We start from the raw sequence: 15,252 nt of genomic DNA, 5'->3' as shown, positions 1-15,252 counted from the left end.
GTCCCGGCCGCTCCGGCCGGGGGGTGCTCAGCCGAGCAGGGCGACCACCTCGTCGAGCGAGGCGCCGCCGAGGATGGCGGTCACCGGGAGGTCGCGGCTCAGGTCGGTCTCGATGCGTTTGCGCAGGTCGAGTGCCTGCAGTGAGTCGAGGCCGAGCGCGACCAGCGGGGTGGTGCCGTCGATGTCGTCGTTCGGTTCCATGCCCATGACGGTGCGCAGGGCGATGCGCACGGTCTCCGCCGTTTCGGCGGGAGAATCGGCGCCCGCGCCGGGGATTTTCCCGGCTCCGGCCGGGCCGTTGCTTCCAGCCGGTGCGATTCCCGGCACGCCGGGCACGGTTCCCGGCGCACCCGGCGCGGTTCCCGGCATGTCGGTCGGCGACCCCGGCACGCCGGATGCGGGCGTGGGGGTTCCGACCGCGCTTCCGGCCGGGGCCGGGTTGTCGATCTCCAGATCGGCGAAGAGCGGCGCCATGCCGAAGAGGCCGAAGAGGTCGGTGATCCTGGCCCAGTCGGCGGCGGCGACCAGGGCATTGCCGGGGTCGGCGGTGATGCCCGCGGTGACGGCGGCGGCCGGGTCCATGGGCAGCAGGCCGGTGCCGGTAATGGCGGCGAGCGCGTCGGCCCGGTCGGCGCCGACCGCGCGCCACAGCCCCCACTGCACCGAGGTGACCGCGATGCCGTCGGCGCGGTACCCGGCGGCGGCGGCGTCGAGCAGCCGGTTCACGGCGGCGTAGACGAAGTGGCCGCGGCCGCCGATGGTGGCGGAGAGCGAGGAGCACAGCACGATGCGCGCGTCGGCGGTGCGCGGCAGGTGCCGGACCAGGTGCGCTAGCGCGGTGCTCTTCGGCAGGGCGGCGGCGCGCACCGCCGCCGGGGTCGGGGCGGTGCCTGCGGCGGCGTAGTCGACGGCGGCGTGCACGACGAGGTCGACCGGCCTGCCGTCGAAGCCTGCGCCGAGTTCGCGCACCGCGGCCTCGTCGGTGACATCGCAGGGGCGCACGACGATCTCGGTGCCGCCGAGTTCGCGCAGCTCCTCGATCCTTGCCCTGGCCCGCGGTGAGCCGCCGGAGCGGCTCACCAGGGTGACCCTTTCGGCACCCGCCCGGGCGAAACGCTCGGCGAAGTCGAGGCCGAGTTCGCCGGTGCCGCCGACGATCACGATCTCGGTGCGGCCGGTGAGGTCGAGCGGTTCCCGGTCGTCCGCGGTGCCGAGCCGCTTGGCGTACACCTTGCCCGCGCGGACCGCGAGTTCTGGCTCACCGGCCGCGTGCACCGCGCCGACCAGGGCCCTGGCCTGCTCCTCCGGGGTGCCCGCGGCAGGCAGGTCGAGGTGGCGCAGTGCGGTGCCGATGTGCTCGGCGGCGAGGCAGCGGTAGGCGGCCTGCGCGGCGGCGTGGAACGGGTCCGGGGTCTCGCCGTCCAGAACGGCTTCGCCACCGGCGGTGACCAGCCAGACGTCGGTGACCCCGCCGAGGTCGGTGAGCTGCGCCGGGAGCGCCGCGAATTCGGCGAGCGCGTCGACGGCGGCGTTACTCACGCCCGCCATCCTCGCGGCAGCGGTGCTCGCAGGCGCCTCGCTCTCGGAGGCGGTATTCGCGAGCGCCGACCCCGCAGGGGCGATACTCGCAGGCGCCACTCGCGCGTCGGCGGTGCTCGCGGGCGCCGAGTCGGGCGCCGCGCCGGGTGCCGAGGCCGGGCCGCCGGACCCGGTCGGCGGGACCAGGACGACCAGGGTGTCGTGACCCGCGGTGCGGTCGACCACGGTCGCCCCGTGCCGGGGAGCGGCGGTGCCGATCGCGGTGACCAGGTCACCGCAGTGCCCGCTGTAATCGAGCACCGCGATCGTGCGCGGCGGCACCAGCTTCCGCTTGCCCAGCGGCTTCCACCGCTCGACCAGCCGGTGCACCGGCGCGGAAACCGGCTCCGGCTCGACCGGCTTCGCGCTGTAGTCGTGCACGGCCCACAGGTGCTTGCCGCCGGTGACGGTGTGCGGGAAGTCGAGCAGCGGCAGCCGCTTCGGGCCGTCGACGCGCAGCGCGTCCCACCGGTACCCGGTGTCGGAGACGGCGACCTGCGCCACCGAGCGGGTGAACTCGCGCAGGTCATCGGCGGTGCGCCGGGAGGTGCCGAGCACCTGGAAGTCGCGCTGCACCGCGGCGGTGCCGAGGTTCTCCATCATGGCAAGCGCCAGCGTCGGGTGCTCGGAGATCTCGACGAAGGTATCGATGCCGCGCTCGACGGCGAGGCCGACGGCCTGGTCGAAGCGCACGGTGTTGCGCAGGTTCCAGTACCAGTAGTCGCCGACCGGCAGGTCGGCGGTGAGCGCGGCGCCGAGGGTGGCGCCGATGCACTCGATCGGCCCCTCGGTGAAGGACGGCCGGTCGAACTCGGCGACCAGCGCGGGATCGCAGAAGGTGGAGCGGAACTCGCTGACCAGCGAGGTGTGCGCGGGGTAGGCGACCCGGATCTCCTTGGCGAAGGTGCCCTTCGCGGTGAGCTCCGCGACGATGTCCGCGAGCACCGGCTGGTCGCCGCCGATGACGAGCACGTGCGCCGAGTTGATCACCGAGAGCTCGGCGAAGCCGGAGGTGCGGGCGAGCAGCGCCTCGCAGGCGTCCCGGTCGACGCCGAGCACCGCCATCGAGAAGTACCGCCGCTCCTCGTGGAAGCGCGTGCCGAGCCCGTCGACCAGGGTGCCGCGCAGCGTCACCACCCGGACGGCGTCGGCCAGCGTGAAGCTGTCCGAGACGACGCCCGCGGCGATCTCGCCCTGGCTGTGCCCGACCGTCGCGGCCGGCTCCACCCCGGCGGCCCGCCACATGGCGGCCAGCCCGAGCATCTGCATCATGAGCGCGGGCTGTACGACGCGCAGCCGCTCCTCGCCGTCCTGCGCCTCGTCCAGCAGGTAGGTCAGCGGGGAGACGTCGAAGAGCCGGTCGAAGACCTCCTCGGCCTCGTCCACCGCGGCCTTGAAGACCGGCGAGAGCTCGTAGTACATCCGCCCCATGCCCGCGCGCTGGCTGCCCTGGCCGGGGAAGGTGTACCCGACCCGGCGCGCGACGGCGGGCTTGCCACCGGCCACCACCGACGGATGCGGGCGTCCCGCCGCGACCGCTTCCAGTGCGGCGAGCAGCTCGTCGCGGCCGGTGACCATGGCCAGCGCCCGGTGGCGGCGCGGCGTCCTGGTGCGGAAGAGCATCTCCGCGACGGCGTCCGGGGTGGCGCCGGGGTGCGCGAGCAGGTAGTCGCGGAGTGCGGCGGCCTCGGCGCGCAGCGTCTCCGCGCCGTCGGAGGAGAGCAGCACCGGGGTGCTGCCGTCGGGGAGCCGGTAGTCAGCCACGGGGGTCCTCCTCGAGCGCGGGCATGGCCACGATGGCGTGCGCGTTGGTGCCCGCGACCCCGAACGAGGAGACGGCGGCGTAGCGGACGCCGTCGATCGGGGTCCAGGGGCTGAGCTTGGCGGCGAGCCGCAGGCCGGTGGCGTCCCAGTCCACGTCCGGCGTCGGGTTGTCGGCGTAGCGGGTCGGCGCTATGGCGCCGTGCACACCGCTGAGCAGCACCTTGATCAGCCCGAGCATGCCCGCCGCGGCCTGCGCGTGCCCGGCGTTGGACTTCACCGAGCCGAGCAGCGGGCCGTCCTCGGCCGAGCCGGCGGTGCCGTAGACGGCGGTGAGCGCCTCGAGTTCCAGCGGGTCGCCGACGGCGGTGCCGGTGCCGTGGCCCTCGATCATGCCGACGTACTCCGCCGGAATCCCGGCCGCCGCCACCGTCTTCCGGATCAGCCGCTCCTGCGCGGCGCTGCTCGGCACCGCGATCGGGGCGCCCGCGCCGTTGTGGTTCACCCGGGTGGCGAGCACCCGGCCGTAGACCCGGTGCCCCTCCGCGCGGGCACGGGATTCCCGCTCCAGCACGAGCACGCCTGCCCCTTCGCCCCAGAGCGTGCCGTTGGCCTCGGCCGAGTACGGCATGCAGCGGCCGTCGGGGGTGAGCGCGTTGGCCTTGGAGAACTCGTAGAACCCGGCGGGCGAGCCGAGCACGCAGACCGCACCGGCCAGCGCCAGCTCGCACTCCCCCGCGCGGATCGCGTTCGCGGCCAGGTGCACCGCGGTGAGCGACGACGCGCAGGCGGTGTCGGTGTGGATGGACGGCCCGGTCAGCCCGAGCGCGTGCGAGATCCGGCCCGGGATGGCCCCGTAGGCGGCGCCGGTGGCCCGGTAGCCGGTGTACTCGTTGACCTCGGCGGCGTGCGGCCCGTAGTCGGTGTGCGAGGCGCCCATGTAGACGCCGACCTCGGCGCCCGCCAGGCCCGCCGGGTCGATCCCGGCGTTCTCCAGCGCCCGCCACGCCACCCGCAGCCCGACCCGCTGCTGCGGGTCCATGGCGACCGCCTCGCGCGGGGTGATCCCGAAGAAGGCGGCGTCGAAATCACCGGCATCGTCGAGGAATCCGCCCGCGTCGGCGACGTTCCCCCAGCCCGCGCGCTCACCGAGCCGAAGCAGCTCGCCGAGTTTCCAGCCGCGGTCGCGCGGGAACGGCCCGGTGAGGTCGCGGGCTTCGGCGAGCGCGGCCCAGTAGTCGCCGAGGGTCCGCACCCCGCCCGGCGCCTCGACCGCCATGCCGGCCACCACGACCGGATCGTGCTCGGTCATCTGGGGTCACCCGGTTCGGCGGTGAGCGCCTCGGCGATGTCGGCGACGTGGTCGTGCAGGTAGAAGTGGCCGCCGTCGAAGAGCGAGACCTCGATCTCCCGGTCGCTGTGCTGCTGCCAGGAGTAGAGGTGCCCGATGGTCACGAACTCGTCGTCGCTGCCGCCCATGGCGTGGATGTGGCTGCCGACGGTGACGTCCTTGTCGCAGGTGTACGCGTCGAAGGCGGCGTAGTCGGCCTTCAGCGCGGGCAGCGACATCCGCATCAGCTCCCGGTTGCCGAGCACCTCGGCGCCGGTGCCGTCCAGCCCGCTCAGGTGGTCGAGCAGCTCCTCGTCCTCGGTGGGGTGCGCGGGCATGTCCGCGACCTGCCACGGCGCCACCGCCCCGGAGACCCCGAGCAGCCGCACCGGCAGCCCGGCCCGCTCGGCGAGCCGGGTGAACTCGAAGGCCACCATGGTGCCCATGCTGTGCCCGAACACGGTGAGCGGGGCCCCGGTGTTCAGCGGCGAGGCGAGGTACTCGGCGAAGGCGCCGGCGGCGAGCTCCTCGATCGACGTCGCCACCGGCTCGTGCCCGCGGTCCTGCCTGCCCGGGTACTGCAGCAGCCCGACGTCGAAGTTCGCGTTCAACGCCTTGGAGAACGGGCGGTAGGTGGCGGCTCCGCCGCCCGCGTGCGGGCAGATCACCAGCGGCGTGGCGTCCGCGCTGCGCGGCTTGTGGAACTTCCGGATCCAGCCCGGTGCGACGGCCATCAGTTTTCTCCTACTCGGGTCACTGCCACATCCGCCGCATCACCAGCACCGCGCGGTCCTCGTCGTCGAGGACTTCGGTGTCGCCGACCTTCCGGTCCGGCGTGGTGGCGATGGCGCGCAGCGTGTTGCGGTACGCGGTTTCGATGATCTCGGCGTCGCCGGCGTCGAAGGAGTCCTCCGCGTAGAAGACGACGACCTGCAGCGGCTCGCCGGGGAACAGCAGGTCGGCCGGGAAGACCATGACGAGCAGCGCGTTGTCGGTCGCGCCGCGGCCCTCGAAGGAGACCAGCTCCAGCTGCCGCTCGGCGAGCAGCCGGACCAGCTCCGCGCGCCCGGAGGGGTAGGACTGGAACACGAACATGCTGTCGAACAGCCTGCGTGCACCCGCGGTTCGGTTCGCGCTGGTCAGCCGGTACTGCTGGTACTCCATGAGCTCCATGCGGCTGCGCTGCATGCCGGTGAGCAGCTCGCGCCAGCTGCGGTCGCCGTCCAGCCGGACCGCGACCGGGACGGTGTTCACGAAGCAGCCGACGGCGTTGTCCACCTCGTCCAGGTCGGCCGGGCGGCCGGAGACCACCTCGCCGAAGACGGTGCCCGGCTCGCCGGTGACCTCGCGCAGCACGCTCGACCAGGCCAGCTGGCACAGCACGCTGACCGTGGTGCCCGCCTCGGCGGCCAGCGCCGCCAGCCCGTCCGCGACCTCCGGCTCGACCGGGAAGCGGTGCATGACCGGCGCGCTCCCGCCAGGCACCCGGGCCGGGGCGACCAGGCACGGCCGCACCGGCTCCAGGTAGCGCTCCCACACCGCCTCGGTGGCGGCCTCGCGCTCCCTGGTCAGGCCGAGGAACTCGGCGAAGGTGGCCGGGTTGCCGAGCGGCTCGGCAACGCCGGGGCGGGCGTACTCGTCGAAGATCTCGCGCGGCAGCAGCTGCCCGGACCAGCCGTCGGTGAGGATGTGGTGCGAGGTGAGCACCAGGGTGTGCTCGTCGCCGGGCAGGTGCACCACGGTGGCGCGCATGAGCGGGCCGCGGGCGAGGTCGAAGACGCCGGCTTGGTCGGCGTCGAGGAATGTCTCCATCAGCTCCGGCCTGGCGGTGAGGTCGAGCTCGCCGACCGGGAACTCCATCCGCTCGGCGACGACGGCGTACGGCTCGCCCGCCGCGGCGACCGCGAAGGAGACGCGGAGGTTCGGGTAGCGGTTGAGCACCCGGTTCAGCGCCGCGCCGAGCCGGGGGACGTCCAGCGGGCCGCGCACCCCGATGGTGGTCTGCACGGTGTAGGCGTCCCGGCCCGCGGTACTGATGGCGGTGAGGTACAGCCCGGCCTGCAGCGGGGCCAGCGGGTAGACGTCGGCGACGGCGCCGTACCCGGCCTGCCAGCGGTCCAGGTCGGCCTGGGTGACCTCGGAGGCGAGCACGTCGCTCGGGGTGAGCCTGCGCCGCGGGTCCTCGCGGACCGTCTTGGCCAGTTCGCGCAGCGCGCCCGCCCAGAGGTCGGCGAGCTCGCCCGCCTCCGGCTCGGTCAGTGCGCCGGAGGCGTAGCGGAAGGAGCCGCGCAGGGCGGGGCCCGCGTCGTCGACGAGCGCGACGGTGTTCACGTCGAGCAGCGCGGGGGCAGGCATGGACGGGTCGGCGTGGCCGCCGAGGTAGCCGAACTCGGGGGCGGCGTCCCAGTCCCGCGCGGTGGTCGGCACCTCGAAGCGGCCCATGTAGTTGAAGCCGATCTGCGGTTCGGGGCCGGTCAGCTCTGCCCTGGTCCCCGGGTTGAGCCTGCGCAGCAGGCCCCAGCCGATGCCGCTCTCCGGCACCGCGAGGAGCTGCTCCTTGACCGCGCGCACCGCGTCGACCATGTCGCCGCCCGCCCGCAGCGCGACCGGGTAGGTGGTGGTGAACCAGCCGACGGTGTTCGCCAGATCGGCGCCCGGGAAGAGGGATTCGGCTCGGCCGTGGCGCTCCATGGTGAGCCGCATGGTGTCGGTGCCGCGGTCCCTTGCCCGGCGGAAGCGGTCGGTGGCGACGGTCAGCGCGGCGATCTGGATATCGAGGAAGTCGCAGCCGAAAGCCGTCGCGGCGGTGGTCATGAGGAAGGTGGTGTCGTCGGTGTCCAGCTCGGCGGTGACCTCGCGGACCGTCTCGACCCGGTCGACCGCCGGGTCGTACGGGCGGGAACCGAGCGGTGGCTCCGGCTCGATCGCGGTGCGCCAGAACGGGAGTTGCGCGGTGACGGTGGCACTGCCCGCGTGGCGCAGGAGGGCGGTGTTCCAGGTCCGCACCGAGGTGGTTTCCGCGTCGACCGGGTCGCCCCGCCAGGCGGTGCGCAGGTCGTCGTGCAGGATGCGCCAGGAGACGCCGTCCACCACCAGGTGGTGCAGGACCAGGAGCAGGCGGCCGGGGCCGCCGTCGTCCGGGTGCACCCAGGCGGCGGCGGACATCCGGCCTTCGGCCGGGTCGAGATCGGCGCTGAGCGTGCGGAGTTGCGCGTGCAGGGTTTCGCCCGCGGTGGCGTCCCACTCGGCGACCGGGATCGGTACGTCCAGGACCGGCGGGAATTCGGTGCCTGCGGGCGGGACCAGATACCCGAGCAGGTCGGTATCCGCGGGCGAAGCGAGCGCTGCGGCCGGGTCGCCGGCGACCGGCGTCGACGCCGCGGGCACCGCCGGTCCCGCCACACCGGACGCGGCCGTCGAGGCCGACCCGCCCGCACCACCAACAGCCGAGGCGGAAGCGAGGCGGGCGCGGAGGAGCGGATGCGCACGGAGGACGCGGTGCCAGGCGGTGGTGAGGCGGTCGAGGTCGGCATCGGCCGGGGTGACCACGGCGGTCCCCTGGCTGTACCCCGCGTACGCCGCCGACTGCTCGGTGAGCAGCGCGGCGATCGGCTGCAGCGGAATCCACCCGGTCCCGTCCCCCACCTCGACCAGCGCGTTCCCGCCGGTCTCGGCGACCACCCCGGTGGCGGCCGCGATGGCGGCGATGCTGCGCGCCTCGAAGAGCGCGCCGGTGGTGATGGCGAGCCCCCGCTTCTTCAGCGCCGACGCCATCCTGATGGCGCTGATGGAATCACCGCCGAGCGCGAGGAAGTCGTCGTCGGCGGCGAGCGGAACCGTCTCGGCGATCCCGAGCACCTGCCGCATGACCGCGGCGACCGCCTCCTCGGCGGCGCCGCGCAGCTCGCGCCCGCGTCCGCTGCCCGCACCCAGGTCTGGCACCGGCAGCGCGCGCTTGTCGAGCTTGCCGTTGGCGGTGAGCGGCAGCGCCTCCAGCCGCACCAGCGCCGCCGGAATCATGTACTCCGGCAACCGGACAGCCAGCTCGGCGCGCAGCGCACCGGCGTGCGACCCGGCCTCCCCGTCGGCGTACACCGACCCCGGCTCCGCCACGTAGTAGGCGACCAGCGCGACATCGGCGTCCCTGCGGTGGGCCACCGCGGCGGCCGAGCCGATGCCAGGCACCTGCCGCAGCACCGACCCCACCTCGCCGAGCTCGATCCGGTGCCCGCGGATCTTCACCTGGTCGTCGGCGCGGCCCAGGTACTCCAGGCTGCCGCTGGGATGCCAGCGCACCACGTCGCCGGTCCGGTACATCCGCGCACCGGGCTCGTCGGCGAACGGGCAGGCGACGAAGGTCCCCGCGCTCAGCCCCGGCCGGTGGTGGTATCCCTGCGCCAGCTGCGGCCCGGCCAGGTACAGCTCGCCGCTGACCCCGATCGGCGCGGGCCGCAGCCGGTCGTCGAGCACGTGCACGTCGGAGTTCCACTCCGGCTGCCCGATGAGCGCCGAGCGGAACCACTCCGGCCGGGCCAGCGCACCGGCGAAATCCTCGTGCATGATGTCCATCGACGCCTCGGTCGGCCCGTACAGCCCGAGCACCCGGCCGCCGAACACCCGGCTCGCCTCGGCCACCAGCGTCGGCGGCACCGCCTCGCCGCCCAGGTACACGAAGCGCATGGAGGCCAGCCGCGCCGGGTCCGGCCCGGCGTCCAGGAAGGCCCTGACCACGCTCGGCACCAGCGAGATCTGCGTGATCCGGTGCCGGTCGATGATGCCTGCCAGCGCCTCCACGTCGGCCTGCCACCAGTCCGGCGGCGGCAGCACCGTCGCCGACCCCGTGCACAGCGCGTTGACCAGCTCGAACACCGACACGTCGAAGCCGATCGGCGCCTTCTGCAGGATCCGCTCCTCGGCGAAGCCGAGGAAGTCGCGCATCCACTGCACGTGGTTCACCACGCCGCGGTGCGGCGTCACCACGCCCTTGGGGCGGCCGGTGGTGCCGGAGGTGTAGAGCAGGTACGAGGCGTCCAGCGGGTGGATCGGCCGGTCCAGCTCGGCCGGGGTCAGCGGCGCGGTGTCGAGCTCGGCGAGCCGGGCGGCGACGGCCGGGTCGGCGACGTCGAGCACCGGCACCGAACCCGCATCGACGGCCTGCGGCGCGGAGCGCACCAGCAGCGCCGGTTCGGCGTCGGCCAGCATGTAGGCGATCCGGTCGGCCGGGTAGCCGGGATCGACCGGCACGTACACCGCGCCGGTGCGCAGGATCGCGGCGAAGATCACCGGTAGCCGCTCGCTGCGCTCGGCGAACACCCCGACCCGATCGCCCGCGCCCGCCCCGCGCTCGCGCAGCAGCCGCGCGAACGCGTTCACCCGCGCGTCGAACTCGGCGTAGCTCAGCTCGATCTCGCCGAACACCACCGCCGTTCGCTCCGGATACGCCAGCGCGGACGCCCGGATCATGGCGTCGACCGTCTCCGCGACGATCGGCACCCGCTCCGAGCGCGACCACGCCGCCAGCGCCGCCCGATCACTCGGGGCCAGCGTGAGCAGGGCGTCGAGCGGGGTGCGGGCGGCCGCGTGCGCCAGTGTGTGGTCGATGTAGGAGTGCAGCCTGCCGATGGTCGCCGCGTCGAAGAGGTCGGTGCGGTAGGTGATCTGCACATCCACCCGGTCCGGGTGCATGAACGCCTCCACCGCGATGGGCAGCAGCGAGGCGCCGTGGTCGGCCAGCTCCCAGCTGGTCCGGACGCCGGGCAGCCGCGGGCCGTCGATGCGCTGGTGCAGGAAGAGCACCATGGTGTCGAAGAGTTTCGAGCCGACATTGCCGGTGGCCCGGTTCACCGCGCGGACGATCTCCTCCTGCGGGAACTGCTTGTGCCGGAACGCCTCCGTGGTCACCGCGCGCACGTACGCGACGAATTCGCCGAAGTCGCGGCCGCTGTCGATGCCGCGGATGCGCAGCGGCAGCATATTGCTGAGGTTGCCGATGAGCGCGTCCATCCCGGATTCCTCGCGGTTGGCCACGGTGGTGCCGATCACCACGTCCGGCTGCCCGGTGACCTGCCGCAGCGCGACCGCGTAGGCGGCGAGGAACACCTGGAACGGGGTCGCCTTGAGCTCGGAGCTCAGCGCGCGCAGCGCCGCGTCCGCCGCGGTGCCGAGCGAGCGGTCCAGCCGCGCACCGGTTTCGGTGACGGCGACCGGCCGCCGGTCGTGCGGCAGCGCCAGCTCGGGTACCTCGCCGTCGAACCGGCTCGCCCAGAATTCGGCCGCCGCCTCGTGCGTGCCGTCGCGGAACCGCTCCTGCTCCCACTCCGCGAAGTCGGCGACCTGCAGCCGCAGCGGCTCGACGGTGATGCCGCCTGCCCGCGCCTGCGCGTAGAATCGCTCGACGTCGGCGGAGAGCGCGGGCAGCGTCATCCCGTCCCAGGCGATGTGCTGGATCACCAGCACGACCACCAGGGTCAGCGGGTCGAGCCGGACGAAGCGCAGCCGCAGCGAGGACTCGGCGCCGAGGTCGAAGGTGTCGTGCGCCTCGGCGGTGACCGCGGCGGCCAGCCTGCGCTCCGCCTCGTCCCGCTCGAGGCCGGTGTGGTCCTCTAGCAGCACCCGCGGCGGCAGTTCGGCGTGAATGCGCTGGTAGGGCTCGCCCTGCTCGTCGTTGTGGTAGGTGGTGCGGAGCACCTCGTGCCGCTCCGGCAGCGCCAGGAAGGCGGCGCGCAGCGCGGCGTCGTCCACCTCGCCGGCGAAGGTGAGCGCGAGGCACAGGTTGTAGGCGGTGCTCTCCGGGGCGATCTGCTGGTGCGCCCAGACATAGCGCTGCCCGAAGGAGAGCGCGGCGCGCTCGGGATCGCGGCGCGCGACCGGCCCGGAGCGGGTGTCGAGCCCGGCCTCCGCCAGCCGCGCCCGCATGGCCTCTTGCAGGTCGTCGAGGGATTTCATCGGATTCACACCACGCTCGCGGAGTCGGGAAGGCTGATCTCGGCGAGCTCGAGCAGGATGGTGGCGACCTGCGCCAGCCGCCCCGGCTGGGCCTCGGTGCCGAGCAGCCCGCGCGCGATGCGGCGCACCGTGCGGCCCTCCAGCACCCCGCTGACGCCGAAGTCGTCCACCGCGAGCAGCCCGCGCACCTTGGCGGTGAGCGTGGTGGCGAGGATGGAGTTGCCGCCGACGTCGAAGAAGTCGGTCTCCACCCCGATCCGGTCCAGCCCGAGCACCTGCGCGGTGATGTAGGCCAGCGCGGCCTCCACCTCGTCGGCGGGGTGCACGTAGGCGGTGGCGGCCGCCAGGTCGCCCGCGACCAGCAGGCGGCGGATGGCGGCGCGGTCCAGCTTGCCGTTCGGCGTCAGCGGGATCTCGGCCAGCACCTCGACGTGCTCGGGGATCATGTAGCCGGGCAACTGGTCGCGCAGCCGCCCCGGATCGATGGCGGCGCCGGAGCCGTCCGCGGTCACCGCGGCGACCAGCCTGCCGGAGTCGGTGACCAGCGCGACCGCCTCGCCCGCGCCGGGCAGCCCGGCCAGCGCCGACTCCACCTCGCCGAGCTCGACCCGGTAGCCGCGGATCTTCACCTGGTGGTCGGCGCGGCCGAGGAAGTCGACGGTGCCGTCCGGTAGGTACCTGGCCAGGTCGCCGGTGCGGTACCAGCGCAGCCCCTCGTGCTCGATGAATCGGTCGGCGGTGCGCTCGGCGTCGCCCCGGTAACCGTCGGCCACGCTCGCGCCGCCGATCCACAGCTCGCCGGGCACCAGGTCCGGGCAGTCCTCGCCGCGCTGGTTCACCACGCGCAGCGCGACATTCGCGAGCGGCGTGCCGTACGGGACGCTGTCCCGGTGCGCCGGGAAGTCGTCGGTGACCTCGCAGACGGTGGAGTGGATGGCGGTCTCGGTGGTGCCGCCGAGGCCGACGAAGCGCAGCCCGGGCACCGCTTCGCGGAAACGGCGGGCCAGCCGGGTGCGCACCCGGTCGCCGCCGGTGAGGACCAGGCGGATCGAGCGCAGCTGCTCGGGGGCGGCGATGTCGGCGAGCATCTGCAGCAGTCCGGGTGCCGCGTTCACCACGGAGACCGCTGCCTCCGCGATCAGCGCGGCCCATGCCTGGGCGTCGCGCTCGGTGGCCTCGTCGAGGCAGGCAAGGGCGCCGCCGACGCTCAGCGGGGCGAAGATGTCGTAGACCGAGAGGTCGAAGTTGAGCGCGGAGAGGCCGATGTGGCGGTCGCCCGCGCCGATGCCGAAGCGGCGGGCGATGGCGTCGACGGTGTTCGCCGCGGCGCGGTGACTCACCTCGACGCCCTTCGGTTCGCCGGTCGAGCCGGAGGTGAACAGCACGTAGGCGGTGCTGTCGGGGGTCGCCGGGAGCGGCGCGTCGAGTGCGGGGCCGGCCAGCGCGGTGGTCAGGTCGACGGGGGTCACCCGTGTGGTGAGTTCAGCAGCGCCATCCGTGATCGCCACGTCGACACCCGCGCGGGCGAGGATGCGGTCGCGCCGGGCGGCGGGCTGGTCGGTGCCGATGGGCAGGTAGGTCGCGCCGGCGGCGAGCACGCCGAGCACGGCGGGAATTTGCCGGTGCCCCTTGGGCACGAGCACCGCGACGGTGTCGCCCGACCGCACCCCGGCGGCCGCCAGCGCCCGGGCGACGGCGAGCGCCTGCCCGGCCAGTTCGCCGTAGCTGGTGGCGAGGCCACCCGCGCGGAGCAGCGCGGTCCGCTGCGGATGCCGCTCCGCCAGCTCGAAGAAGGCGTGGTGCAGCGTGCGCGCCCCGAACTCCTCGGCGGTGTCGTTGACCGCCAGCCGCACCGCCGCCTGCTCCGCGGGCAGCGGAATCGCCAGCGGCTGCGACCAATCCGCGCCGGGCGCGGCCAGCGCGGCCAGAATCCGCAGGAACTCGGCGAACATGGTCTCGGCGATGCCGTCGGGCAGCGCGTCGCGGCGCAGGTCCCAGTTCACCAGCAGCCCGCCGTCCAGCTCCGCCACCTGGGCGTCCAGATCCACCTGCGGGCCCTGCGAGATGATCCACACCGGCTTGCCGAAGACCCGGGTGACCCGCTCGGAGAACAGCTCCCCGAGGTCGAGCCCGGAGGTGAAGACCACCGACGGCGTCACCGGCGCGCCGCGCAGCCTGCCCAGGTCGCGCAGCACGTCCAGCCCCTCGTACTCGGCGTGCGCCGCGCAGGTGTGCAGTTCGCGCTGCAACCTGCGGGCCCTGGCGAGCACGGGCTCAACCCGGGAGGCGTCGATCTCGACCAGTACCGAGTTGGTGAAATCGCCGACCACCGCGTCGATCTCGTCGTGCAGCTGCTCGCGGGCGAAGAGCGGAACGTTCAGCAGGAAGCGCTGCCGCGCCGACCAGCGCGCGATCACCTCGCCGAAGACGGTGGCGAGGGTGACCGCCGCGGTGACGCCGTTCCCGTGCGCGTTGGCGTGCAGATTCGCCCTCGCCTCCGCGTCGAACCAGTGGTGCAGCCGGACGCTGCGGGCGGCGTCGCGCCGCTCGTTCTCCGGCAGCACCGGGAGCGCGGGGATGTCGGGCAGCTCGGCGAGCCGCTCGGCCCACCAGGCGCGATCCGCCTCGGTGTCGCCGGTGGTGCGCTCCTTCGCGGCCAGGTACTCGCGGAAGGTGATGCCGAGCGGCGGGAGGGCGTCGGCGTCGGCCTCGTACAGGTTGGCCAAGTCGTCGAGGACCCGGCGGTAGCTCTGCGCGTCGCCCGCCAGCATGTCGACGTCCAGGTGCAGGCGGTGGCCGCCGTCCGGCAGCACGGTGAGCGCGATGTCGATGACCTTGCCCGCGGCCACGTCCATGCGCTGGTGGCTCTTATCCTGGCGCACCCGCTCCAGTTCGGCCTCGATCCGGTCGGCGGGCTCGGTGCTCAGGTCGAGCGCGGCGAAGACCGGGACCAGCGGCTCGGGCAGGACGCGCTGGGTGCCCGCGTCCAGGAACTGGGCGCGCAGCATCTCGTGCCTGCGCACCAGGCGCGCGACGGCCCGGCGCAGCCGCTCCGGATCGGCCCCGGTGCCGTCGAACTCGACGAACAGGTGTGCCGCGACGCCGCCGAGCGCCTGATCCCCGCGCCTGCCCATCCAGTACGCGTGCTGCATGGTGGCGAGGGGAAATTCGGCCGACGGCTCGGCCGAGCCCGCGCTCGAGTCGTCCGGGGAACTCGCATCCCCGGCACCTGCGGGGTTCGTGGGGGCGGCTGCGGCGAGCAGAGACGCCCAGGCGGAGATCGTGGGCTCGAGGGCGAGCGCCGAGCTTCGGATGTCGTACCCCCGCTTGCGCCACCCGGCGGCCAGCCGCATGAGCTTCATGGAGTGCATCCCGAGGCTCACCAGATCGTCGTCGAAGCCGACCGCCCCGGGCGCGACCCCGAGATCCGCCGCCACGATGTCGCGCAGTTCCGCCTTGCCGAGCATCCGACTCCTTAACCCGAAACAGCCACCCCACTTCGAACTTCGCGGCCCGACTTGACCGCTATGTCCGATTTGGTGTAGGCTAGCCTTGCCTAACTTTGCCCATGCTAACTCATCGGCAAGGTTGCTGGGTGGGCGCTGTGCCACGGCGCGCCGACGGTGGGCTCCGTCGCG

General features: G+C 73.8%; 5 protein-coding genes. All 5 read right to left on the bottom strand.

What is annotated here, in order from left to right; all coding sequences use genetic code 11:
* Positions 1 to 27: 27 nt before the first annotated feature.
* The 5 genes from ACFUJ1_RS11565 to ACFUJ1_RS11545 are packed head-to-tail and all read right to left on the bottom strand — an operon-like array spanning position 28 to position 15,081.
* A complete protein-coding gene (locus tag ACFUJ1_RS11565) occupies positions 28 to 3,342 on the bottom strand; it encodes an SDR family NAD(P)-dependent oxidoreductase (RefSeq protein ID WP_378644873.1) in 3,315 nt (1,104 codons plus the stop codon).
* Positions 3,335 to 4,651 (bottom strand): polyketide synthase, encoded by a 1,317-nt coding sequence (locus ACFUJ1_RS11560; protein WP_378644872.1) that lies wholly within the window; start codon positions 4,649 to 4,651, stop codon positions 3,335 to 3,337. The genes ACFUJ1_RS11565 and ACFUJ1_RS11560 overlap by 8 nt, the downstream gene beginning before the upstream one ends.
* Positions 4,648 to 5,403: a thioesterase II family protein gene (locus tag ACFUJ1_RS11555; RefSeq protein ID WP_378644870.1), complete on the bottom strand. Its 756-nt coding sequence runs from the start codon at positions 5,401 to 5,403 to the stop codon at positions 4,648 to 4,650. The genes ACFUJ1_RS11560 and ACFUJ1_RS11555 overlap by 4 nt, the downstream gene beginning before the upstream one ends.
* Before the next feature lie 19 nt (positions 5,404 to 5,422).
* Positions 5,423 to 11,614, bottom strand: coding sequence for an amino acid adenylation domain-containing protein (locus ACFUJ1_RS11550; RefSeq protein WP_378644869.1), 6,192 nt, complete (start codon positions 11,612 to 11,614; stop codon positions 5,423 to 5,425).
* Between the two features lie 5 nt (positions 11,615 to 11,619).
* Entirely contained in the window at positions 11,620 to 15,081 is a 3,462-nt protein-coding gene (locus tag ACFUJ1_RS11545) for an amino acid adenylation domain-containing protein (RefSeq protein ID WP_378644867.1), read from the bottom strand.
* Positions 15,082 to 15,252: the final 171 nt, after the last annotated feature.

It is taken from the genome of Nocardia sp. NPDC057227 (assembly GCF_042669725.1).
GTDB lineage: Bacteria > Actinomycetota > Actinomycetes > Mycobacteriales > Mycobacteriaceae > Nocardia > Nocardia asteroides_A.
Note: the sequence above shows the minus strand (reverse complement) of the source record. Positions and strands in the feature narration are given on the sequence as shown.

Excerpts from the sequence above, each read along its gene's own strand:
- ACFUJ1_RS11560 (WP_378644872.1), bottom strand. The coding sequence starts at position 4,651 with ATGACCGAGCACGATCCGGTCGTGGTGGCCGGCATGGCGGTCGAGGCG.
- ACFUJ1_RS11550 (WP_378644869.1), bottom strand. The coding sequence starts at position 11,614 with ATGAAATCCCTCGACGACCTGCAAGAGGCCATGCGGGCGCGGCTGGCG.
- ACFUJ1_RS11545 (WP_378644867.1), bottom strand. The coding sequence starts at position 15,081 with ATGCTCGGCAAGGCGGAACTGCGCGACATCGTGGCGGCGGATCTCGGG.
- ACFUJ1_RS11555 (WP_378644870.1), bottom strand. The coding sequence starts at position 5,403 with ATGGCCGTCGCACCGGGCTGGATCCGGAAGTTCCACAAGCCGCGCAGC.